14 protein-coding genes and 1 other RNA gene are annotated in these 22,005 nt (G+C 68.3%); 5 read left to right on the forward strand and 10 right to left on the reverse strand.

Annotation, left to right across the window (positions count from 1 at the left end; translation table 11 throughout):
* Positions 1 to 198 precede the first annotated feature (198 nt).
* From ABH926_RS43940 to ABH926_RS43950, 3 genes are all read right to left on the reverse strand, one after another.
* Positions 199 to 921: a hypothetical protein gene (locus tag ABH926_RS43940; RefSeq protein WP_370372712.1), complete on the reverse strand. Its 723-nt coding sequence runs from the start codon at positions 919 to 921 to the stop codon at positions 199 to 201.
* Between the two features lie 63 nt (positions 922 to 984).
* A complete protein-coding gene (locus ABH926_RS43945; protein WP_370372714.1) occupies positions 985 to 2,391 on the reverse strand; it encodes an ATP-binding protein in 1,407 nt (468 codons plus the stop codon).
* Between the two features lie 153 nt (positions 2,392 to 2,544).
* Positions 2,545 to 4,989 carry a hypothetical protein gene (locus ABH926_RS43950; protein ID WP_370372716.1) on the reverse strand — a complete coding sequence of 815 codons (2,445 nt, stop codon included), beginning with the start codon at positions 4,987 to 4,989 and terminating at the stop codon, positions 2,545 to 2,547.
* A 1,108-nt stretch (positions 4,990 to 6,097) separates the two neighbouring features.
* Between ABH926_RS43950 and ABH926_RS43955 the strand changes: the two genes are divergently transcribed.
* The 3 genes from ABH926_RS43955 (at position 6,098) to ABH926_RS43965 (ending at position 8,890) form a co-directional block, all read left to right on the forward strand.
* Positions 6,098 to 7,081: a TRM11 family methyltransferase gene (locus tag ABH926_RS43955; RefSeq protein ID WP_370372717.1), complete on the forward strand. Its 984-nt coding sequence runs from the start codon at positions 6,098 to 6,100 to the stop codon at positions 7,079 to 7,081.
* A 119-nt stretch (positions 7,082 to 7,200) separates the two neighbouring features.
* Complete coding sequence (locus tag ABH926_RS43960) at positions 7,201 to 7,431, forward strand: helix-turn-helix transcriptional regulator (RefSeq protein WP_370372719.1); 231 nt, start codon at positions 7,201 to 7,203, stop codon at positions 7,429 to 7,431.
* 67 nt (positions 7,432 to 7,498) lie between these two features.
* Positions 7,499 to 8,890 carry a tyrosine-type recombinase/integrase gene (locus tag ABH926_RS43965; protein WP_370372721.1) on the forward strand — a complete coding sequence of 464 codons (1,392 nt, stop codon included), beginning with the start codon at positions 7,499 to 7,501 and terminating at the stop codon, positions 8,888 to 8,890.
* 167 nt (positions 8,891 to 9,057) lie between these two features.
* On the opposite strand, the gene ssrA is transcribed toward ABH926_RS43965, so the two are convergent.
* The 7 genes from ssrA to ABH926_RS44000 all read right to left on the reverse strand — a co-directional run bounded on the left by ssrA (position 9,058) and on the right by ABH926_RS44000 (position 17,530).
* Positions 9,058 to 9,442, reverse strand: a transfer-messenger RNA (tmRNA) gene (gene ssrA / locus ABH926_RS43970).
* A gap of 199 nt (positions 9,443 to 9,641) precedes the next feature.
* Positions 9,642 to 10,127, reverse strand: a complete 486-nt coding sequence (gene smpB / locus ABH926_RS43975; protein ID WP_370372723.1) for an SsrA-binding protein SmpB — start codon at positions 10,125 to 10,127, stop codon at positions 9,642 to 9,644.
* 27 nt (positions 10,128 to 10,154) lie between these two features.
* Positions 10,155 to 11,087, reverse strand: coding sequence for a permease-like cell division protein FtsX (gene ftsX, locus ABH926_RS43980; RefSeq protein WP_370372725.1), 933 nt, complete (start codon positions 11,085 to 11,087; stop codon positions 10,155 to 10,157).
* A gap of 72 nt (positions 11,088 to 11,159) precedes the next feature.
* Positions 11,160 to 11,849, reverse strand: a complete 690-nt coding sequence (gene ftsE / locus ABH926_RS43985; protein ID WP_370372727.1) for a cell division ATP-binding protein FtsE — start codon at positions 11,847 to 11,849, stop codon at positions 11,160 to 11,162.
* Positions 11,850 to 12,308: 459 nt separating this feature from the next.
* The gene (gene prfB, locus ABH926_RS43990; RefSeq protein ID WP_370372729.1) at positions 12,309 to 13,415 is read right to left on the reverse strand and encodes a peptide chain release factor 2; all 1,107 of its coding nucleotides are present in this window, start codon (positions 13,413 to 13,415) and stop codon (positions 12,309 to 12,311) included.
* A 9-nt stretch (positions 13,416 to 13,424) separates the two neighbouring features.
* A complete protein-coding gene (locus ABH926_RS43995; RefSeq protein WP_370372730.1) occupies positions 13,425 to 15,584 on the reverse strand; it encodes a protein kinase in 2,160 nt (719 codons plus the stop codon).
* Positions 15,585 to 15,712: 128 nt separating this feature from the next.
* Positions 15,713 to 17,530, reverse strand: a complete 1,818-nt coding sequence (locus tag ABH926_RS44000; protein WP_370372732.1) for a protein kinase — start codon at positions 17,528 to 17,530, stop codon at positions 15,713 to 15,715.
* Between the two features lie 228 nt (positions 17,531 to 17,758).
* Between ABH926_RS44000 and ABH926_RS44005 the strand changes: the two genes are divergently transcribed.
* Positions 17,759 to 20,491 carry an FHA domain-containing protein gene (locus tag ABH926_RS44005; RefSeq protein WP_370372734.1) on the forward strand — a complete coding sequence of 911 codons (2,733 nt, stop codon included), beginning with the start codon at positions 17,759 to 17,761 and terminating at the stop codon, positions 20,489 to 20,491.
* 108 nt (positions 20,492 to 20,599) lie between these two features.
* Positions 20,600 to 21,973: a DUF4241 domain-containing protein gene (locus tag ABH926_RS44010; protein ID WP_370372826.1), complete on the forward strand. Its 1,374-nt coding sequence runs from the start codon at positions 20,600 to 20,602 to the stop codon at positions 21,971 to 21,973.
* Positions 21,974 to 22,005: the final 32 nt, after the last annotated feature.

Genomic DNA, 22,005 nt, shown 5'->3' on the forward strand with positions numbered 1-22,005 from the left:
CGGCATCAACATAGGTCGGCACGCCACGAGGCGTCCGGCGAAGGGTGATACGGCCCGTGACTTCTTGGGCGAGGCGCTGACCAGCGACGAGGACGTCGACTGCCTGATCGCGGGCTTCGGCAGGCAGCCAGGAGGCTCGCAGTAGCGCCAACAGCGGATCGACCCCGCGGGTACCCTTTTAGGTAGCTTGTGCCGATATTATCGGTTCTTGCGGCGCGACGCCTGGCCGGATTTGCGGCGTTGCTTGCGGGCCTTCTCAGAGCGGTCTGCGTGATCTCGCCGTCCCGGCGGCGACTGAAGAAGCCTCACCAAGGCGTTCCTAGCAGCCTGATCGTCATCCAGGAGGTAGGGCGGGCTCGGCCTCAGTGCCGCCTGTGGTTTCGCGAGTTCTTCTGCGAGCGCATCGAGTAGTTCGGAGCCGTCTGTATAGGCGATGAGTTCGACGGGCTGGCCGAACTGGATCTCCTGGCCCTGATTGGTCATCTGATAGCTGTAGTCCTTGAACCCGGCTACGCCTGCAGTCTCTCCTCGCGCCAGACCCTTGGGAAGGGTCGTCTTACTCGCCCGGGCATCCTGCGTACGTCGGGCGTTGGGTGAAGCAAGGTGGGGACACAAAATGGCGCTGTAGAGCATGCATGCCCGGTGGCCGGGCCCTTCGTGGGCTGGCGCCAGGTTGATCCACGGCAGGCCGGTTTCCAGTGCCTGGGCTATGGTATCGGCCATATCGTCGTGGACGACGCGCCACACCGGACCCCGCTTCATTGGCAGCCCGCAAACACTGCATCGGCGCTCGACGAGACAGATGAGCGTCCGGATGCTGCTCAGCGACGCGAATAGTGGCTGGCCGTCCTCCCACGGAGTGATCGCGGGAATCGGGTAGCCGCGGGCATCGCGTGGCCGGGCCGCGACGGCAGCGGGCATAGGAATGCTGTCTGGACGACTGGTCATCGCAGGCCGCTATTCGAGGGAAGCAGTTGAGACATGTCAGGCCCTCGTGTGGGTCAGGCCGGCGGCGGCGACGACGCCAAGCAGTCGGGTGAGTTCCTCTTCAAACTCACTGGTTTCGTCGAAGGTACCGGTCAAGGCTCGCCCAAGTTCACGAAGGAGGATGCCGGCGTAGCGGTCGAGGTTGTGCAACAGATCTCGTCGCAGGATGACGCGCCGCTCTTGCGGATCCCAGAGTCCGAGGATGGGCTGACCACCCTCATCGAGTCGCATTGTCTCGGAGATGACAATATCGATGCCGGTACCGCGAAGGTTGGTTTTGGCGAGGGAGACGATAGGGCTGGTCATGTCGAAGACGGCGCGTTCGACTGGGTTGAGTTCGGCGGGATCGACGATGACGAAGACCAGGCTGTCGTTGAACTCTTGGCGGTACGCTTCCAGGTCGATCATCGGGCGGCCGTCGAGGTCGGTGGTGCTGCCGAGGGAGCGGGCGATGTCGTCGGGGACCACAACCGGCCGGTAGCCATCGTCAATCGCATGCCGCAGAGCCTGGTTATCGCCATGCTGGATCCAGGGGGTGATGAACACCACCTTCTCGTTGGTCTGCAGGACCCGGCAGGCGTGTAACGCGACGTCGCGCCAGGATAGTTCGTCGTGCATGGTGCCGCTGGTGTACTGGCCGAGGTCGTCGGTGAGGGGCCCGGCGACCTGGCTGGATCGGCAGGCGGTCAGGATCTTCTTGACCTGGGCGGAGTAGGCGCCGCGGCCGACGTTGCTGCGCTCCCGGTTGAGTGCCCGCTCCAGTTCGGCGGACAGGCGGGTGATGTTGTAGGAGAACAGGAAGTTCGGCTCAGTGGCCACCATGAGGCCTTTGACGTAGATCCTGGCTTCGTCGGCACCTGCCCGGCGAGTGAGCACGTCCCCGAGCCTGGTCTGTTCCAGAGGTGTGTCGCCGCTGTAGCGAAGAAAGAACCCCTTGGCGATGGCCACGTCGTCGTCGCTGACGCCGCTCAGACAGATGTCGGTGCCAGCCAGGTGGGGGTCGGCGGGTGGTGTGACCAAGGCATGAAGGGTGATGACGTCGGGAAAGCCGCTCTTGGCGCGCATGCCGGTGGTGATGTCTCCGTGGCCGGAACGGATATTCACGATGATCTGGTTGCGGTCGAAGACCGCCAGGGCATCCTTGAGGCCGACGCCGAACTTCCCAATAACGTCCTGATGCTGGTGTTTTTCAGGGTTCTCGTTCTGGGTCAGGTGTTCGTAGCGGATGCCTCGGCCGAAGTCGCGTATGTGCCAGTCGCCTCGGCCGTCCTTGACGATCTGCGGCTCGGCGGTGCCGGTGATGACGTGCTCGTCGAGTGCGTTGGCGATAAGCTCGCGGATCGCGAACGCGACCTGCCAGTGTTCGAGCACCTCGCCGATGTTCAGATCGAACGCCTGCTCCATGTCCGTTAACCCCCTCCGGCATCGGATCTCTGTCTGATCCAACCATCAACGGTCGGTTGTAAGTGACAGAACCCTGAAACAGTGTCTTGAACGGAGGTTCAGTCGTTACAGGGGAACGGCAGGTCCGGGATACGGGTCTCGCAGGCATACTCGTTACCTGAGGTTCGTAATCCACGTGATAGCTGATCCGGGGTCCATTGCCTGCTCGAGGTTGTCAATGGTTCGCGGAGACCAGTGCTTGTCCGCTGTGGCCATCACCAGCTCGTCGGCGGTGAGATCGTGGACGAGCCGTTTGAGCCTTCGGCAGCGTTCGATCTCGGCGTCGGGAGACTCGTCGAGCTTGTCGCCTTTCTTCGCCTCGCCGATGACAATGCGGCCATCGACGATGGCCCACAGGTCAACCTCGAGATCGGTCTCGCCTTGCCGGCGCACGATGACCTCGGGCATGTGCAGGAAGGAACGGGCTGTCACGGCCAGCTGGTTGAGGGCGAGGATCGGGACGTGGATGTTGTTATCCAGCGCCAGATAGACGATCTCGTCGAGGCTATAAAACCATTCAGGCTCGTGAGCTGCCGTGGTCCAGGCGCCTTCGGCGATGGCGTTGTGCTGTCGGCAGCGCGGACACCGGTAGCCGGGGCCGATGTCCGCAAGATGGTAGAAGGAGGAGTCGGCGCACAGTCTGCATCGCAGGATCAACCCGCGGTGGGCGATTCCGCGGTCTAGGAATCGGTCGATCATGGCGCGTCGCGTCGGCTTGTCCATGCCGGTGAGCTTGTCGATGTCCGACATCCGTAGGTACTTGCGGTCGTGGTGGATACGGCCGTAGCTCCGATCGTTCGAGATCCAGTGGTTCAGCAGGCAGCGGGTCGCGGAGTCCGCGTGGAGGTCGGCTGCAAGTGCCAGTAGCCCTCCCCACATGTCGAGAATATGGCGGGTGTAGCGACCTTTGTCAGACTCCTCCATGTTGGCGCCACATCGGTCCAGCAGGATCCGGAAGATCTCGGCGGCGTCCGGGAAGTGCAGGCGGGTACGGGTGAGTATCTGGGACAGTGGGCTGCCGTTGAACCGGGCGATCTTGCCGTGGGAGTCCACGCTGATCCCGGCTGTGCTGGACCGCACGGCGCCCGGGATCAGGACCTCCGAGCCTGCGGCCTTCAGCGTGTCCTGTACCGCCCAGCGGGCGGGCAGGATGTGGCCGAGGCGTTCGACGTCTACGCGCCAGCGGCACGCATCCGGAGAGGTGCTGCGGGCCTTCGACGGGCGGAGGACCTCCAGGGTACGTTGCATGTCGGCACCGACGAACGGCTCAGACGATTCCGTCGCAAAGTGCTCAGCATCCAGCAGAGCAAATGTCCGCTTCACCGGGACTTCCTTGGGGGTGCAGATCCGCATGCTGAGAGGCCCTGGGACGGGAATTCCGTAGCCGGTGTCGAACCACCCGGTTGCCAGCAGGCTGGTGCGGACTGCCCCGAGCTGGTTAGCGGTCAAGGTCAGCGAGGTCAGCAGGATCTCGTGCTCGCCGTAGTGGGAGCGCCGCAAGCGGGACAGTATGCGGGTCAAGACGGTGCACATGACTTGTGCGGATTCGTCGTTGAGCGTGTCCGGGTGTAGAGGCAGCCAGAAGGTGTTGACGTTGGTGACGCGCTGCCGGGTGTAGGTATAGCAGAAGTCTTCCGCGGAGTCGCCGCAGACCACGACGAGCGGGGCCGGGTTGAAGGAGTCTCTGTCCAGGCGTCCGAACCTGTCACATCCCAGACGGGAGTGGGCGGCCGGCGTGTACGCCGTGAAGTCCTGTTGAAGCTGCTCGGCGATCCCCGTCTCGCCGGTTATGCGTGCGGCGAGGTGCTTCGGGAGGGTGTCAACTTGTTCAGTCCAGGCGTACTCCAGCAGCGCGGCCAGGTCGGTCGGCGTCGCGGCCACGCTTTGAAACTCCGTTTCCTCCCTGCTTTGCAGGTGGGTCCGGTAGCTGGGGGCGATCAGGCCTGAGCGGGCACCGACCATTAAACGCACCAGTGGCGGCAGAGCGGACATGTCGATCTCGGTGACGCGTTCGGGTGCGTAGTCCAGATGGCACATGTCCACCAGGCCCTGCGGCGGGGCGCTGTCGGCCGAATATTGCCCGTGGACGACGACGTGCTCGTTGACCGCAGGCGCCAGCTTGCTACGGATACGCTCGTCATCCGCGGTCTCAAAGAAGCTGCCGCTGGGCGAGAGGAGCTCCGGTGCCTCAAGCGCCTGTCTCGCTTCCTCTTCCGTCACATGGTTCCGCTCGGCCCAGTCTTTGGCGCGCGAGACGATGTATTTCTCATACGCGGTGGGATCCGACATTCGCAGGCCCAGAGGGGTTCGGGCGAAACAGACCCACTGGTCAGCATCCAGGGCGGCCAGCAGAGGCCAGAACGGCTCGGGGATCTTCCCGTTCGGCGTGCAGGCGGCCAGGCCGTTGGCGTCCCCGCCCCAGGTGCGTGCGTAGCATTCGAGCATCCGCAGCGCATCGGCATGCCAGCCGCCCTCGGAGCAGATCAACGTGACGGCCCGCGGCGGGCGGACGCTAATCAGCACCGTCTGGTACGTCACCTGCTCTGCCGCGTGGGTCACGCTGTCCTCCGCTCATCGGACCTGCAGCATCGACTCAGCTCCCGCAGGAACCCGTCTTTGCCGCACTGAGCCTACGTGCTGGCGGCGACATCGTCCGGCCATTCGGCGACGCCGAGGAAGTCGACGCCGGTTCGTATCGATTCAGAAAATCCGCTGGTCACGGGGCCGCAGGTAACCGAAGGCGTGGCGTTCGAAGGCTTGACCGAGAACTCGGCGGTGCGCTTTTAAGCCAACCCTTGGACAGAGTCTCGACAGTTCCAGGGCTGTTTCTGTCGTGTGGCTCACTCAGGTCTCCGAGTGCGGGGTGAATGTGGGGGTTGAGAGCAGGTAATCGCGATGATAGGTCCGGCGACCCGCGCTGGCGCTCGTGAGTCCAGCGTCGCCGCAGGCCGGTGGGCTGCCTGCGGTATTGGACATGCCGTCGGCGGGGCGGTTGTTGGGGATCGGACGGTCCTGGGCGTATCGGTTGGCTGCGGCTAAGGAGTTCCCACGCCCCGCGCCCCCAGCGGCCGCCAGCGGCGGGCGGTGGGCGCGGGGGAGCACGGACCAGGTCGTCACACGGTGATCACTCGCTGATACAGCGGCGGTAGGGAGTCGAGTAGAGGATAGGAGTGATCATCGTGACTACGCGTCGGCGGTCAAGAAGTGCAGCTGCCGGGTGCCCGTGCCGGCGGCGGACGGCTCGCCGGTGCTGGGCGCGGCGGGCAAGCTGAAGCAATCCCGGATCGGTTCGACGTGTCCGAAGCTGCGGCACGGATCGGGGTGGATCCTTCGCACGCGTCGTGGCACTTCCAGACCAGGTTCCAGGCCGCGGGGGTCGATTGGCAAGTCGTAGCCCGGGGCGGGATTGACACCCGACCCGAAGCCGAGGAGCAGCTGACGGCGGTGCGGAATAGCTGGTGGGACACGCGGGACCCGAATCCATGAGCTTTAGCTGTACGGGCCAGTGCCCTTCGCTATCCCTCGAGCCATTCCGCCGAAGCGGTGAATGCGGAGGCCGCGGAGACCGTTTTCCGGACTCGGGGCGGACTTCTGGAGCGTCAAGATCCTCGCCACGCACGACTCGATGCGGTGAGGGGTCCACAGCGATACAGAAGGACAACTGAACATGCCCGGCAAGCAAGCCCGCCCAGTCGAACCTGACACCCCGGTGTCGGTCTGGTCTACTGCCCAGTCCGACTCCCGCACTCAGCGGCGAGGCCGCTACCTCCCAGCCTCGATGGCTCACCCCGGCAAGATGCTCCCGGCGATCGCCCGCCACGCCATCGAGCACTACACCTCCCCCGGCGACCTGGTGATCGACCCGATGTGCGGGATCGGAACCACGCTAGTCGAGGCCGCGCACCTCGACCGGCTCGCGATCGGCGTGGAGTACGAGAAGCGCTGGGCCGACCTGGCACTGGACAACGTCACCCACGCCACGGAGAACGGCGCCCCCGGCTACGCCACCGTCGTCCACGGCAACGCCCGCCGCATCGACAAGCTCCTGGGCCGCGACACCGCCGGACGCGCCGCACTCATCCTCACCTCCCCGCCCTACGGCGCGTCCACCCACGGCCAAGTCCGCACCACCCGCGACTCCGGGCAGCCAAACGTCGCCAAGTCCGACTTCCACTACAGCCACGACCCGGGCAACCTCGCCTATCGCGGTATCGAGGAGCTGTTCGAAGGGTTCACCGAGATCCTCAGCAGCTGCCGCACCCTGCTCAAGCCCGGCGGATTCCTTGTCATCACCACCCGCCCGATCCGTTCCAAGCGCCAGATGATCGACATCCCGAACCTCGCGCTCAAGGCCGCCCTGGACGCCGGGTTCGAGAACTATGAGCGCTGTGTTGCACTGCTGGCAGCCGTCTCCGGCGACCGGCTCGTCCCCCGGCCATCGTTCTTCGCGAGCCTCAACGCCCGAAGCTCAAATGCCAACGGCGCCCCGCTGCATCTCGTCATCCATGAGGACGTCTTGGCCCTGCGTCGCAGCCCTGAGCCAGTACCCGAAGGACAGCCCGCCTCCGAAGTGAACGACAGCCTCGCAGCAGAAGTCACCTGCGCCTGCATCCCGCTGTTCAGCGACGAGACCGTCCGGCGGGCGGCGTGAGCCCGGCCAAAACCTTTGACCAAAGCCTTGATCTCTACGGCCGTGACGAGCGGCACTGGAGACATGACACAAAGCCAACGCCACCGAACCACCTCAAGACCGAAGGGCCCACAATGATCGTGCCTGAGACCGCACGCCCCGCCAAGCGCGGCCGGAGCACCGCCAGCGACGAACTCCTGAGCATCGCCGAGGTCTGCGACGAGCTCGGCGTCTCTCGCGCCACCTTCTACCGTTGGCGCGCGCATCGCAAGGGACCCGAGAGCCTCCGCCTTCCCAACGGCACCGTCCGCATTCGCCGCTCAGCGTTGGAGCAGTTCCTCACTGCTTGCGCGAAACGCGACGCCCACTGACCAGCCAGCTTCCCACTCCGGGGCCGCGCCCACGCGGCCCCGGCCGTCCCCCCGTTAGGAACAGAGCATGAGCAGCACGTTCGACGTCCGCATCTGGGGCATCAGCCCCTACAAGGGAGCGAAGAAGACTACATACAAGGTCCGCTGGTCCGTGGCTGGCCGAACCTTCCGCAAGACATTCGGCACCAAGGCACTGGCCGAAGGCTTCCGCGCGGAACTGATCAACGCCCAGCGCAAAGGCGAGCGCTTCGACACCGACGCCGGACTGCCCGAGTCCCAGCTGCGCGAACAGTCCAGCCGTCTCACCTGGTACCAGCACGCGACCGAGTTCATCGACATGAAGTGGAAGAGCCTGGAAGGGGGATCGCGACGAACCCTCGCCGAGTCGCTCGCCACCATCACCTGCGGGCTCGTCGACGCCCCGGACGGGTTCGCCGAGCCGCAGACGCTGTTCCGAGCGCTGGTCCACTGGGCCTTCAACAAACCTGCCCGCACATCCGGACCGCCGCCGGAGAAGTTCGAGGCCGCCATCGCCTGGATTGAGCGCCACTCGATCCGGCTGGGGACGCTCGCCAACCCCAAGGTCGCCCGCCACGCCTACGACTGCACCCACCACGCGGCCGACGGAACACCACTGAAGCAGTCCACCGCCACGAACAAACGCAGGGCCCTCAGCGGCGCGATCAACTACGCCATCGAACTCGGACACCTGGACCACGACCCGCTACGGAAGATCAGCATCCCCAAGCAGCGGCGCGTCGTCACCGTCGACCGCCGTGTGGTCGTCAACCCCGACCAGGCCCGCGCTCTCCTGCACGCGGTGGCCTCGCTGGGCGAGGCGGGCCGACGACTCGTCGCGTTCTTCGCCACCATCTACTACGCAGGACTACGCCCCGGCGAAGTGGTCGCGCTACGCAGGGAAGACCTCCACCTCCCCGAGACCGGCTGGGGCGAGCTGCGGTTCTACGAATCCAGCCCCTACTCAGGATCAGCATGGACCGACAACGGCGAAGCCCAGCCACGCAAGGCCCTAAAGCACCGCGCCGACGGAGAATGCCGAATCGTCCCCGCCCACCCCGAACTCGTCGCCCACCTCCGCAAGCACCTCGACACCTACGGCACGACGCCCGACGGACGACTGTTCGTCAACGGCAAGGGAAACCCCATCACCTACGGCAGCTACGGCGCCATCTGGGAACGCGCCCGCGAAGTCGCACTGACGGAGACCCAGGCCGCGTCGCAGCTCGCCGGCCGTCCCTACGACCTCAGACACGCGGCGGTGTCGACATGGCTCAATGCCGGCGTCGGCGCCCCGCAGGTCGCCGAATGGGCCGGGCACAGCGTCGAGATCCTGTTGTCCACCTACGCCAAGTGCATCGACGGCCAGGACGAACAAGCGCGCCAGCGCATCGAACGGGCGCTCGGGCCCACGGTCGACGAGGAACCGCCGACCCGCTGAAAACCGGGGCACGCATAGGGCACGGACAGCACCAAACCATGATCCATGACATATCTCGATGAAACGCCGAAATCGAGAATGCCCGGGTAAGAAATTGGGCCCGACCTGGTCAAACCCGCCCCTGAAATGCAAAAATGCCGCCCGACTATGTCGGGCGGCATATGCAATCGTGGAGCCGGCGGGAATTGAACCCGCGTCCATCGGCGGCTTGCCAGGGCTTCTCCGGGCGCAGCCTGTGTTCGCTTTTCTCGGCCCCGGCAGTCTCACAGGCACGCTGCTGACAGGCCCATCCACATTAGTGTCCCGTCGGGCCCTGTGGCCGTGCCCGGCGGTGGATCCTCCTAATGATGTCTTACCGGGCCGGAGGCGCTCCCGGGTCGACAGAAGTCATTACCTGATTATTGTCAGGCGGCGAGACCGTAAGCGGTCTGCGACTTCAGCTGCGTCTTGTTGGCAGTTATTTTTTTTGCAGCGTGTGGTTAACGAGATCATCGCTGCTTCCTCGGCCCGCTTCCCCTGCCAAAACGTCCGATGTCGAAACCGTTCGGCCCCTTGTCGGACGACTCTGGTCGGAAACGTTTGGTTTTCTGACGCTTGGTCGTCTCTGTTCAGTTGTCAAACTTTCGGCTTCGGTTTCCCGGGGCCGTGATCCAAGAGTAGCGGTTCGGACCGGCAGACTCCAGCGGGTTCGCCGTGGGCGAACTGGGCGTCGGTGCGGTCTTTGCTTCTCGGTGCGGTGCTGGTCAGGGGGTCAGCGGCGCTTGTTGTTGCGCTTGAAGGCGGCGGCCATGGCGCGTTCGGCCTCGCGCTTGTTCTGGCGCTCCATGAGGGTCTGGCGCTTGTCGTAGGTCTTCTTGCCTCGGGCCAGGCCGATCTCGACCTTGACCTTGCCGTCCTTGAAGTACAGCTCCAGGGGGATCAGGGTCAGGCCTGTCTCCTTGGTCTTGCCGATGAGTTTGTTGATCTCGGAGCGGTGGAGCAGGAGTTTGCGGTTGCGGCGGGGGCTGTGGTTGGTCCAGGTGCCCTCCGCGTACTCCGCGATGTGGACGCCCTGGAGCCAGACCTCGGCGTCCTTGATGACCGCGTAGCCGTCGACCAGGCTGGCTCGGCCGGCCCGGAGGGACTTGACCTCGGTGCCGGTCAGGGAGATGCCCGCTTCGTAGGTGGCCTCGATCTCGTACTCGTGGCGCGCCTTCTTGTTGCGGGCGATGACCTTCTGGCCTTGTTCCTTCGGCATGGGGTTCATTATCCCCGATGAACGGCGCTAGACCTTCAGGTATTTCCGCAGGGACAGGGCGCTGGCGCCGACGGCCATCAGCAGGCCGACCGGGATCAGGATCAGGACGGTCACCACCACCTTGTCCCAGCCGATGAAGCTGGTGAAGGTGAAGTTGGGGGCCAGGACCCGGTCGATGAGGAAGAACTTGAAGCTGGCCACGCCCAGGGTGGCGACCGCCACGCCGCCGAGGCCGGCCACCGCGCCCTCCATCAGGAAGGGTAGGCGGATATAGAAGTTCGAGGCTCCCACCAGGCGCATGATGCCTGTCTCCCGGCGCCTGCTGAACGCCGACAGCCGGACCGTGTTCACGATCAGCATCAGCGCCAGGCCCACCATCACGATCGCGACCGTGGTCGCCGAGACGGTCAGGCCGTTGAACAGCTTGAACAGCGGCTGCAGGATGGTGCGCTGGTCCGACACCGTCTCCACGCCCTGCTGCCCCTGGTAGGAGCTGATCATGGCGTCGATGTTCTCGGTGCTGGGGTTCTTCAGCTTCACCCGCAGGGAGGCCGGGATCTGGTCCGGGGTCACGTACTCGGCCATCGAGGTGCCGCTGGTGCTGCCCTTGGACTGCTGCTGGTACCGGGCGAAGGCATCGGCCTGGCTCTCGGTGAAGACGGTCTGCACCAGGGGGTTGGCCTGCAGGGTGGACTGCAGGGAGTTCATCTGGTTCTGCGTCGCGGCGCCGCCGGCGCAGGTGCTGGGATGCAGGGTCGCGTCGTCCTTGGTGCACATGAACACCGTGACCTCGACCTTGTTGTACCAGAAGTCCTTCATGTGGCTGGTCTGGAACAGCATCAGCAGCGCCACGCCGAGCATGCCGAGGGCCACCGCCGCGGAGACGACGACCGCGACGGTCATCGTCAGGTTGCGGCGCAGGCCGATGAAGATCTCGGACAGGACGAATTGTGCGCGCATGGTCGGGGGACTCCTATGAGTTCTGCTTTTAGTGCGGCGTCTTCGTGGGCGCTCTAAGGCTGCGTGGGCGCTTTAGCGGACGTAGCCGTACACGCCGCGCGACTGGTCGCGCACCAGGCTGCCGCTGTCGAGCTCCAGGACGCGCTTGCGCATCTGGTTCACGATGGCCTGGTCGTGGGTCACCATCACCACGGTGGTGCCGGCGCGGTTGATCCGGTCCAGCAGCTTCATGATGCCGACCGAGGTCTCCGGGTCCAGGTTGCCGGTGGGCTCGTCGGCGATCAGCACCATCGGGCGGTTCACGAAGGCCCGGGCGATCGCCACGCGCTGCTGCTCGCCACCGGAGAGCTCGTTGGGGAACCGGCCGCCCTTGCCTCCCAGGCCGACCAGGTCCAGCACTTCGGGCACCGCCTTGTTGATGACGGGCCGGGACTTGCCGATGACCTCCAGCGCGAAGGCCACGTTCTGCTCGACCGTCTTGTTCGGCAGCAGGCGGAAGTCCTGGAACACCGTGCCGATCTGGCGGCGCAGCTGCGGGATCTTCCAGTTGGACAGCTTCGCCAGGTCCTTGCCCGCGACCTGGACGCGGCCGGCGGTGGGCCGCTCCTCGCGCAGGATCAGACGCATGAAGGTCGACTTGCCGGACCCCGAGGAACCGATGACGAAGACGAACTCCCCGCGCTCGATCTCCAAAGAAATATCCTGCAGAGCCGGACGGTTCTGGCTCGGGTAGGTCTTGGTGACCCTGTCGAATCTGATCATGCCGGGTTCGCCTCCGCGACAAGCGCAGCGTTCAGGAAGCCCAGGCGGGCACTTATGCGTACGCTCGGTCGTAGTGTCACAGTAGAGATGACAGTACACGCCGGAAGTAGGGGTTCACGGCCCCTTCGGCCGGGAAGCACAATCCGCACCGGCTGCCGGCGGGTACGGAACACAGGAGGTGAGGCGGCATGTGCTGTGAGCACCTGATTTGCGCGAACTGCGCGGGGCCGGTGTCCGAGGGCAGGTGCAGCGTCTGCCGTGGCCAGAGGGCCCAGATGCACCACCAGACCGGAGGCCTGTCCGTCTCGGCGATGACCGCAGTCCTGTTGACCTTGCTCATCGCTGTGGCTTTTCTCACCACGACCATGCATTAATGGATCATCGGTATACGTGGTGCCCATATACATGAGAAAGCCGCTATATAGCACTCAGTGCGCTATATAGCGGCTTCTGTCCTTTTTAGGCGTTCTCGCGCTGCTTGCGCCAGCGGATCCCGGCCTCGATGAACTCGTCGATGTCCCCGTCGAGCACCGCGGTGGTGTTGCCGGTCTCGTAGTTCGTGCGCAGGTCCTTGACCAGCTGGTAGGGGTGCAGGACGTAGCTGCGCATCTGGTTGCCCCAGGAACCGGAGGAGTCGTCCTTCAGGGCGTCCATCTTCGCCTGCTCCTCCTCGCGCCGCCGCTGGAGCAGCTTGGCCTGGAGCACGGCCATGGCCGAGGCGCGGTTCTGGATCTGCGAGCGCTCGTTCTGGCAGGACACCACGATCCCGGTCGGCAGGTGCGTGATGCGCACCGCGGAGTCGGTGGTGTTGACGCCCTGGCCGCCGGGGCCCGAGGAGCGGTAGACGTCGACCCGCAGCTCGTCCTCGGGGATGTCGACGTGGTCGGTCTGCTCGATCACCGGCACCACCTCGACCGCGGCGAAGGAGGTCTGGCGCCGGCCCTGGTTGTCGAACGGGGAGATGCGCACCAGGCGGTGCGTCCCCTGCTCCACCGACAGCGTGCCGTACGCATAGGGCGCCTTGACGGTGAAGGTCGCGGACTTGATGCCGGCCTCTTCGGCGTACGACGTGTCGTAGACCTCGGTCGGGTACCCGTGCCGCTCCGCCCAGCGCGTGTACATGCGCAGCAGCATCTCGGCGAAGTCCGCGGCGTCCACGCCGCCGGCCTCGGCGCGCAGCGACACCAGCGCCTCGCGCGCGTCGTACTCGCCGGAGAGCAGGGTGCGCACCTCCAGCTCGCCGACCGCCTTGGAGACGTCGATGAGCTCGCCCTGCACCTCCGCCAGCGTGTCGGCGTCGCCCTCGGACTGGCCGAGCTCGAAGAGCACCTCGACGTCCTCCAGGCGGCGGTTCAGGGTGGAGAACCGGTTCAGCTCGGCCTGCAGGCCCGACAGCTTCGAGGTCACGGCCTGGGCCTTGGCCTGGTCGTTCCACAGGTCCGGGGCCGATGCCTGCTCCTCCAGATCCGCGATCTGCGTCCGCAGCTTGTCGAGGTCGAGCACCGCCTCGATGGAGGCCATGGTCGCGCGGAGGTTCTTGAGCTCTTCGGAAGGATCTGTAGCCACGTGACAAGCCTATCCGGAGTACGACACCCTGAGCTTCGTGGGAGACGCGGCCGTGACCACGGCGACCCGGCCGTCGGGCGTCTCCGTGGCCCCCGGCGGGAGCACGGACTGGAGCCCACCGGCACCGGCCTGGCCGTTGCCGTTCATGGCCTTGACGGAGCCACCGGCGGAGCGCACGAACACATAAGACGCGCCGTCCCCGGAAGTCGCCGCTGTAGGAAGCCCTGACAGTGGGGTCTGCACAGGCGTTCCCCACAGCTTGTTCGCATAAGCGATCGCCATGACGCCGTTATCCGAAGCGCGCGGCACGTAGGCGGTGTACCCGGACGTCGACGGAGTCGAAGCCAGCGCCACCCCGGAGCCGAGGTCGCCCACACCCGACGCGGCTTGCCAGTCGCTCCAGGAGAACGCACCGGACGCCCCGTTAGGAGTCCCGGTAGCAGTCATCAGCGTTTTACCGCTTCCGACCGCGGCGACCACCACGGAGCCATCGGAGTTAGCCAGCGCACCCGGAGCTCCGTGCACCTTCCCGCTGGCGATCGGGATCCACTTCGCCGACCAGCCGCCATCTGCGTAGCTGCGCTGGTGGACCACTCCGTCGCTGCGCACAGCGAACAGCTCCAGGTGTCCCGCGCTTGTGGCTACTACAGCGGGCTCTGTACCTGTCTTCAGTCCGTGGAGCGGAAGCCAGGAGTGACTGTTCTCCCCCGGCAGGTACCAAACGGTGTCGTCAGTACCTGTGACGAACACAAAGAGAGTCGTCGTACCGGAGGCGTCCTTAAAGACCGCGGTACGCGGAGCGCCCTGAATACTGACCGGCACCGGCGGCAGCTCATGAGCGGGCTGGAAGCTCAAGCCCACTGCGGTGGACCGCGTAGAGGTCCCCGGAGGCGAGGAGACATTAGAGGTCGTCGCTCCAGCCGGACCCTGCGAGTGCGCCTTGTTGTCCTTGCCGGAGTCGTCACCCCCGGACATCCCCACGGCGATCGCGGCCGCCGCTCCCCCGACCAGCAGCGCGGCGGCGGTAGCGGCGATCCACCGGGGCCGCTTGGAGCCGGCGGCGGCGTTGGCGTTGGCGTTGGCCCGCTCGGCGCGCAGCTCCGAGACGTCGTACGAGCCGGTGCCCGAGCGCCGCCGCACCTCGCCCTGGTCCCGCTCGCGGATCGGCCGCATCAGGTTGAGGTGGGTGTCCTCGTCCTCGTCCTTGACCTCGGCGTTGTGCACCAGCGGGACGATGCCGCTGTGCCGCATCGGGATCGGGTCGACGGTGGGGTTGCGGCCGCCGTGCATGCTGGCGCGCGCCGAGGAGCGCACGTCCCAGCCGCCCTCGCGCGGGTCCGGGATGCTCAGCGGCGCCATGTCCTCCAGCAGCGGCGCCAGGTCGCGCAGCCGGGCGGCGAACTCGGCGGCCGTCAGCCGGGCCGCCGGGCCCTTGGCCAGGCAGGAGGCGACCAGCGCGGCCAGCGGGCCGGGGACGCCGGGCAGCGGCGGGACCTTGTCGGTGACGTGCCGGCGCAGCACCGCGCCGGGGTGGCCGCCGCCGAACGGCGTCCAGCCGGCGAGCAGCTCGAACAGCACGGTGCCCAGGGCGTACATGTCCACCGCGGGGCCCGGCTGAAGTCCCTCGATGACCTCGGGGGCCAGGTAGTCCGGGGTGCCGATGATCCGGGTGGCGCGGGTCCGGCGCGGGCCGTCGACCAGGCGCGCGATGCCGAAGTCGGCCAGGCGCGGGACCAGGGCGCCGCCGGAGTGGTCGAGCAGGATGTTCTCCGGCTTGACGTCGCGGTGGATGATGCCCTGGGAGTGCGCGGCGGCCAGGCCCTCGGCGACGCCGGCCACGATCAGCACGGCCAGCTGCGGGCGCAGCGCGTGCTCGGCGTCCAGCAGGTGGCGCAGGTCCGAGCCCCGGATCAGGTCCATGACCAGGGCCAGGTCGGTGCCGTCGACGACCAGGTCGCGCACCCCGACCACGTTCGGGTGCTGCAGCGAGGTCAGGACGGTGCGCTCCTGCACGAAGCGCGCGATCAGGGTCTGGTCGGCCGCGAGGTCCTCGCGCAGCAGCTTGACCGCGACCGGCCCTTCCGGGCCCTCGCCCTCCCACACGGTGCCGCAGGTCCCGCGGCCCAGCACCGTGGTGATGGTGTATCTGCTGCCGATCTTCCGCGCCACGAGGTCTTCTCGCTCCTGTCCGCTGCTGTGTCCGCCCGCGGGGGGATTACGGGGGACACGAAACTTTCCCGCGTCGCACACCTTCGGGGCAAGCGGGCTCGCCGTGGGGCCGCGGAGTGCTCAGCGGGTCACGGCGTCTTGCCGGATCCCGGCAGGGAGCTCGGGAGGTCCGACGGTCCGGGGAACTGCGGGACGGCCTTCTTCTTCTCCAAGTCGATCTTCTGGGCGATCTGGTGCCACTCTTTGGAGACCCAGTTGTTCAGGTCGTGGTGGATGCCGTTGATCTTGGCCATCGCCCAGTTGACACCGGTGTAGATGCCGAAGCCGACCAGGGCCAGGATCGCGAGCTTGATCAGGCAGCCCATCGGCACGCCGCTGCGGCGCTTGACCACCGTCTTCTGCACCGCCGGCCGGGAGGGCTCACGGTCACGGTCACGTTCCCGCTCACGTTCGCGCGGCGGCGCCTGGCGCGGCGGCTGGGTCGGGGCCTGGGCCACCGGCCGCGGCGGCGCCGGGATGGTGCCCTGGAACTGCGTGGGCTGGTAGCCCTGGTTCTGCGCCGGATAGGGCTGGCCGGGCGCCGGGTGCTGGTAGCCCTGGGGCCCGGGCTGCTGGTACCCCTGCGGCGCGAACTGCGGCTGCGGCGGGTAGGCGGCCAGACGCTGCTGGTGGGAGGGCGCGGGCTCGCTCTGGTGCTCCTTGTGGAGCTGTTCGAGCTGGCGCTGCATCTGCGGGGGCATCGGCGGCGGGGCGGCGGGGCGGCGGGAGACGCCGGCGCCGATCGCGTCGGGGTCCGACGGGGCGTCCCAGCCGGCGATCTTGCCGTCGATCCGGGCCGGACGCTGCGGCAGCGGCGCGGACGCGGGGCGGACCACCGGGACGGTCGGCTCGATGGCGGAGGCGGCCGCGGAGGCCGCCTTCGCGGCGGCCGCGGCGGCGGCCGGGGAGACCGCGGGCATGGCCGTGGTCGGGGCGCTGGCCGAGGCCGGAGCGGCCGAGCCGGGGCCGGACGCGGCGGCGTCGCCGGCAGCGGCGCCGGCGACACCAGCGACACCCGCGACCGGCGGGAGCCGGAGCGTCCCGTACTGCCCCTCGACCGGCAGGTGGTGCGTGGGCTCGCCGTCGGTGCCCTCCACGGTGCGCCCGATGGCGGCGCGCAGCTGCGCGGCCAGGACGGTGGCCGAGGGCCGCGCCTCCGGCTCCTTCACCAGCGCCGCGGCGATGACCGGCCACAGCCGCTGCGGGATCTCCGCAGGCCGCTCCGGCACGGTGTTCATGTGCTGGCGGAAGACGCTCACCGCGTCCGGGCCGCGGAAGACCGGGTGGCCGGTGATGAGCTCGTAGAGCATGACGCCGGCGGCGTACACGTCGGCGGCCGGCGTGGCCTTCTTCCCGGCCACCACCTCCGGCGCCAGGTAGTACGGGGTGCCGACGACCTGGTGGGTGCGGGTGACCGAGGGCGCGTCGGCGATCCGGGCGATGCCGAAGTCGGTCAGCAGCGGCCGCAGGCCGCCGTCGGCCTGCTCCAGCAGCACGTTGGCGGGCTTGATGTCGCGGTGCACGATGCCCGCCGAGTGCGCCACGGCCATGCCCTCGGCGACCTCGGCGACCAGCAGCCCGGCCTCGTCCGGCTCCAGGCGTCCCCGGCCGGCCAGGTACTTCTTCAGGTCCGGGCCCTCGACCAGCTGCATCACCAGCGCCAGGATGTCGCCCTCGACGACCAGGTCGCGCAGCCGCACCAGGGAGCGGTGGTTCAGCCCGACCAGCGCCGCGCGCTCGCGCAGGAAGCGCGTCACCACGTCGGCGTCGGCGGCGAACTCCTCGAGGAGCACCTTGATCGCGACGGCCTCGCCGGTGGCGCGCACGCGGCCGCGCCAGACCGCGCCGAACGCACCGCGGCCGATCTCGTCGTCGAGCTCGTACCTGCTTCCGATCGCCCTGCCCACGCTGCTCCTCATCCCCCCAGTACCAAGGACACTGCACACTACGCGCCGAAGAACCCTCCCTGTGAACGCGCCAAGGCAGCTTAAGAAGAACCCTCCAGGGCAAAGACTAGGGCTTGAGAGGCCATCCGTGTCGCGTAGCTGTCACCTCATGCGAGGATGCACCCCATGCAGATCCGGCTCACCGTCACCCGAACCCAAGGATCCCGGCAGACTTCCGCTGACGTTCAAGTGACCGCCGAGCCGGGCGCCACTTTGTCCTCCGTAGCGCAGCAGTTGCGCACCGCAGCGGGAGTCAGCGCACCGGGACGCCTGTTCGCCGGACTGGATCCGCTGGAGGACGAAGCGCCGCTGGGCCGGCCGTTACTGGTGGACGGCGCGCGCCTGTGGCTGGACGTGCCGGGTACGCCCGCGACGCTGATCGGGAATCTCGCCCTATATGTGGTGTCCGGTCCGGATGCCGGAGGCGTGCACCTTCTCACTCCCAAGGATGACGGATACGGAGGGGAACTCCCGATCCGCATCGGGCGTGGCGCGGACGCGGACATCCGCGTGGACGATCCCGACATCTCCCGCATCCACGCTGAGTTATTGGTACGCCACGAACAGGACTACGCGCGCGTATACGTGCGCGACCTCGGTTCCACCAACGGCATGACGCTGGACGGCGCGCAGGTCGGCGGCGCGCCGGTGGAGATGCGCCCGGGTTCTCTGTTGCGCATGGGGGAATCCTCAATAGCGCTTTCTGTAGAGGCCGGCGGTACACCGGACTTGCCTGTGCACCCCGACGGCAACGGCCACGTGTCGGTCGGCCGGGTCGGCTGGGGCCGCGGTCCGGTGGATCCGCCGCAGGTGCGCATCGACCTTCCGCCGCGGCCGTCCGACAAGGGACGCCCCGCACAGCGCCGGATCGCTATGGAGCAATACGAGCGGGAACGCGCGGACGCGGACCGCCGTATCGCCGGCGCGCTCACCACCGAGGCGCGGATCCGGCGCGAGGCGTCCCCGGACCCGGCGACCCTCCTGGTGTCCGCGGTACGCCCCGACGCGCGCCTGTGGGAGCGCCGCCCCGGGGAGCCGGACTTCCTGCGGCTGCGGCTGGGCACCGGCGCGCTGCCGTCGAACGTGACCGTGGTCGGCGGCAAGGCGGTGCAGCCGCGGGTGCCGACCGTTCCGGTGACCGTGGACCTGGCGCAGTGCGGCGTCGTCGGCCTGGTGGGGCCGCGGCCGGAGCTGGCACGCCTGGCGCGCTATGCGCTGGCGCAGGTCGCCGGGGCGCACAGCCCGAAGTACGTAGAGATCGTGATGCTGGCCCCGGAGCCGCTCGGGGACCACGGCGCCCCGGCCGGCGAGGAGCACTGGCGCTGGACCCGCTGGCTGCCGCACCTGCTCCCGGAGGACGACCAGGACTGCGCGCGGCTGCTCGGCCTGGGCCCGGAGCAGTCGCGGGCCCGGCTCGGGGAGCTGGTCGAGCGGATCCGGCTGCGCACCGGCCGGACACCGGCCCCGGGTCCCGGGGTGACCTCGACGCCCGACTCCGGCCGCGCGGTCGTGGTGGTCGTCGACCCGATCCGGGCGCTGACCGGGTCCGCGGAGTTGAACGAGGTGCTGGCCGAGGGCCCGGCGGCCGGGGTGTTCACCATCTGCCTGGCCGACCGGCCCGGCGACCTGCCGCCGCAGACCGGTGCGATGGTCACACTGGGCGGGGAGGTGAACTCCCGGCTGCGCGTGGACACCCCGCACACCGCGCCGGTCGAGGGCGCCGTGGCGGACATGGTGTCGGTGGCCTGGGCGGACCGGTTCGCCCGGGCCTTGGCGCCGCTGCGGGACCGCACCGACACCCCGACCTCCCCGGACGAGCAGACCCGCATCGACCGGGTCTCCCCCACCTCGCACCTGCCGGAGCAGGTGCGGCTGCTGGAGCTGCTCGGCCTGGACCTGCTGACGCCGGCCAAGCTGGCCGCGCGCTGGGCCGCTCTTCCGGCGACGCCGCGCATAGCGCTTGGCAAGATGGCCGACGGACCGCTGGCTGCCGAGCCCGCGCACTTGCTGATCGGCGGGGACTCGCGCTCGGGGGTGTCGGAACTGGTGCGCGCGGTGGTGGCCGGCCAGGCCGCGACCAACCACCCGGACACCCTGGACATCGCGCTGGTCTCGGCCGGCCCCGGCAAGCCGCTGGCGCCCTGCGAGGACCTGCCGCACGTCTTCGAGTACGTCGACGCCTCCGCGGTCGGCGACGAGGCGCTGGAGCGTCTGGTCCGGCGCCTGGAGTACGAACTCGACCAGCGGGAGTGGCCGCCGGAGGAGGAGCCGGCCGGGTTCGCCGGCGGGCCGTCCGCGCCCTCCTCGCCCGGCGGGCACTCCGGGGCGCTGGTCCCGGCCGGCCCCGGCGCGCCGGGGCGCAAGACGCCGCCGCGGATACTGCTGGCCGTCGACAACCTGACCGCGCTGGCCGCCGAGCACCCGGCGTTCGTGGAGACGCTGGCCGCGCTGGCCGAGCGCGGGCGCCGGTTCGGGCTGCGGGTCGTGCTCGGCGCCTCGGTCATCGAGACCGCCGGATACGGCGCCCCGGGCAACGCCACCGGCGAGCGCGCCTTCCTGGCCGCGCTGAACGCCCCGGTGTGCCTGGCCGCCGATCTGCGGGTGGCGATGCAGACCTCGAACCCCGAGGCGCTGCGGCTGCTGCTGGGGGCCGGTGCGGCGACCACCGCGCCGGGCGGGCCGTACCTGCCGGGGCGGGCGCAGGCGAAGCTGCCCTCGGGGGCCGTGGTGCCGTTCCAGGCCGCCGGGATCGGGGTGCCGATGCAGTCCTCCGCCTCGTCGTCGAACCGGCCCACGGTGCGGATCCAGGACTGGCACGAGCTCGGGGAGCCGGTGCGGGTCGTGCGGGCGCGGCGGGACGCGGACAGCGGACCCACGGACTTGTCGTTGCTGATCGGTGTACTGAAGAAGGCTGTGGAATAGGAACCGGGGGAACGGACGAGAGCGGACCAGAGCTGGCAAGAGGGAAGAGGACGAGCCCGAAGCGGACGAACGCGAAGCGGGCAAGAGCGAAGGAGGGCGCGGGTGACCATGGAGCCGACGCGCGTCGAGGTCGCGTACTGCGAGGGCTGGGATGCGGCGGCCCATGCGGCGTTCCGGCCGCTTAAAGAACAGACCGCACGCGAACGGCACAACGCCGGCCGGCGCTATGCGGCGCTGCTCGGTATCGACGGGGAGCCGCGGGCCCTGGTCCAGGTGGACACCGGCGCCGGGTATGTCGGGGTGTTCGCCTTCGACCTGGCCGGCCGGCGCTCACTGAAGTTCTCCTACCGGGACCTCGGCGACCACCTGATGCTGCGCGAGCTCAAAGCGTGGCGGCACATGGACGACGACGAGCCGGAGTTCGGTGCCGACCTGCGGATCACCTTCCGGTTCTGGCCGGACGAGCCGGTGCGCGCGACGTTGGACGACGCGCGGCGCGGCCAGTTCACCAGCCACGTGAAGCTTCCGGGGCCGCTGCACCGGATCCCGCTGCTGGAGTTCGGCCGGTGGCCGGTGGACGGCTGGCTGCTCGGCGCGTTCGAGCCGCTGGAGTTCGTCACCGCGGCCGATCCCGAACGGGAGGCCGAGGGGCCGTTCTGGGCGCCCTGGAGCGCACCGGAGGGCGCGCGGCCGACGGCACTGGAGGCGCTGTTCGCCCCCGGGACGCGGATCCGGAACGGACAGGGCGACGTGTTCGAGGTGCGGGAGCCGGAGCCGGTCGGCCGGCTGCGGTTGGGCACCGGGCGGATCGTGGCAGCGGATCCGGCGACGGTGGAGCTTCAGGGGGAACAGGCCGTCGAGCCTTATACGGTGACGCTCACTCCGGGCGAGTACCGGGTGGAGACGGCGCGAGTGCGGGCTGTGGGGCGCGGGACGGATGTCGTCGCGGCGGCCCGGGTGCGGGTGAGCGACGAGCCGGTGGCGACGTGGGAGTTGGCGTTGCGGCCGGGGCAGGACGAGCGGCTGCTGGGTGCGTCGGAGTTCTTCGGGTTCGTGGTGGACTCCGGAACCGCGGCGTTCATGGACGCTTCGGCTGTGCGTGCGCTGGCGGCCTACCAGGACGCGGACGACGCGGAGGCCGCGGAGGCGACGATTCCCCGTGATGGGAACTCGGAGTTGCTGACGTTCCCGTGCGGGAAGGGGGACGGGTCGTATCCGGTGTGGATCGGGCGCGACGCGGTGGGGTCGGTGACGTGCTTGGTCGCCGATATGCGGTTGCTGGGGCGCGGCGTCGAGGTGGAAGCGCCGAAGGACGGAGCGGGAAACGCTATGGAGACCGCGCGCCAGGTTCCCGGCATCCCGCAGCTGGAGGTCCACGACGTGGCCGGGATCGAAGCGTTCTCGTCGCAGGGGATTCTGGAGTTCTTCAACGACACGGCCGATGCGCAGGCGGAGTTCTGGGCGCGCCGGATGGGTCGGTAGACCGGTCCGGGGCGGGGCTCGGAACCGCTTTG

This window comes from Catenulispora sp. GP43 (assembly GCF_041260665.1).
Lineage (GTDB): Bacteria > Actinomycetota > Actinomycetes > Streptomycetales > Catenulisporaceae > Catenulispora.

What these genes read in the sequence shown, in the direction of transcription:
- ABH926_RS43940 (WP_370372712.1), bottom strand. Translation starts at nt 921, where the DNA reads ATGCCCGCTGCCGTCGCGGCCCGGCCACGCGATGCCCGCGGCTACCCG.
- ABH926_RS43945 (WP_370372714.1), bottom strand. Translation starts at nt 2,391, where the DNA reads ATGGAGCAGGCGTTCGATCTGAACATCGGCGAGGTGCTCGAACACTGG.
- ABH926_RS43955 (WP_370372717.1), top strand. Translation starts at nt 6,098, where the DNA reads ATGCCCGGCAAGCAAGCCCGCCCAGTCGAACCTGACACCCCGGTGTCG.
- ABH926_RS43965 (WP_370372721.1), top strand. Translation starts at nt 7,499, where the DNA reads ATGAGCAGCACGTTCGACGTCCGCATCTGGGGCATCAGCCCCTACAAG.
- smpB (WP_370372723.1), bottom strand. Translation starts at nt 10,127, where the DNA reads ATGCCGAAGGAACAAGGCCAGAAGGTCATCGCCCGCAACAAGAAGGCG.
- ftsX (WP_370372725.1), bottom strand. Translation starts at nt 11,087, where the DNA reads ATGCGCGCACAATTCGTCCTGTCCGAGATCTTCATCGGCCTGCGCCGC.
- ftsE (WP_370372727.1), bottom strand. Translation starts at nt 11,849, where the DNA reads ATGATCAGATTCGACAGGGTCACCAAGACCTACCCGAGCCAGAACCGT.
- ABH926_RS44010 (WP_370372826.1), top strand. Translation starts at nt 20,600, where the DNA reads ATGGAGCCGACGCGCGTCGAGGTCGCGTACTGCGAGGGCTGGGATGCG.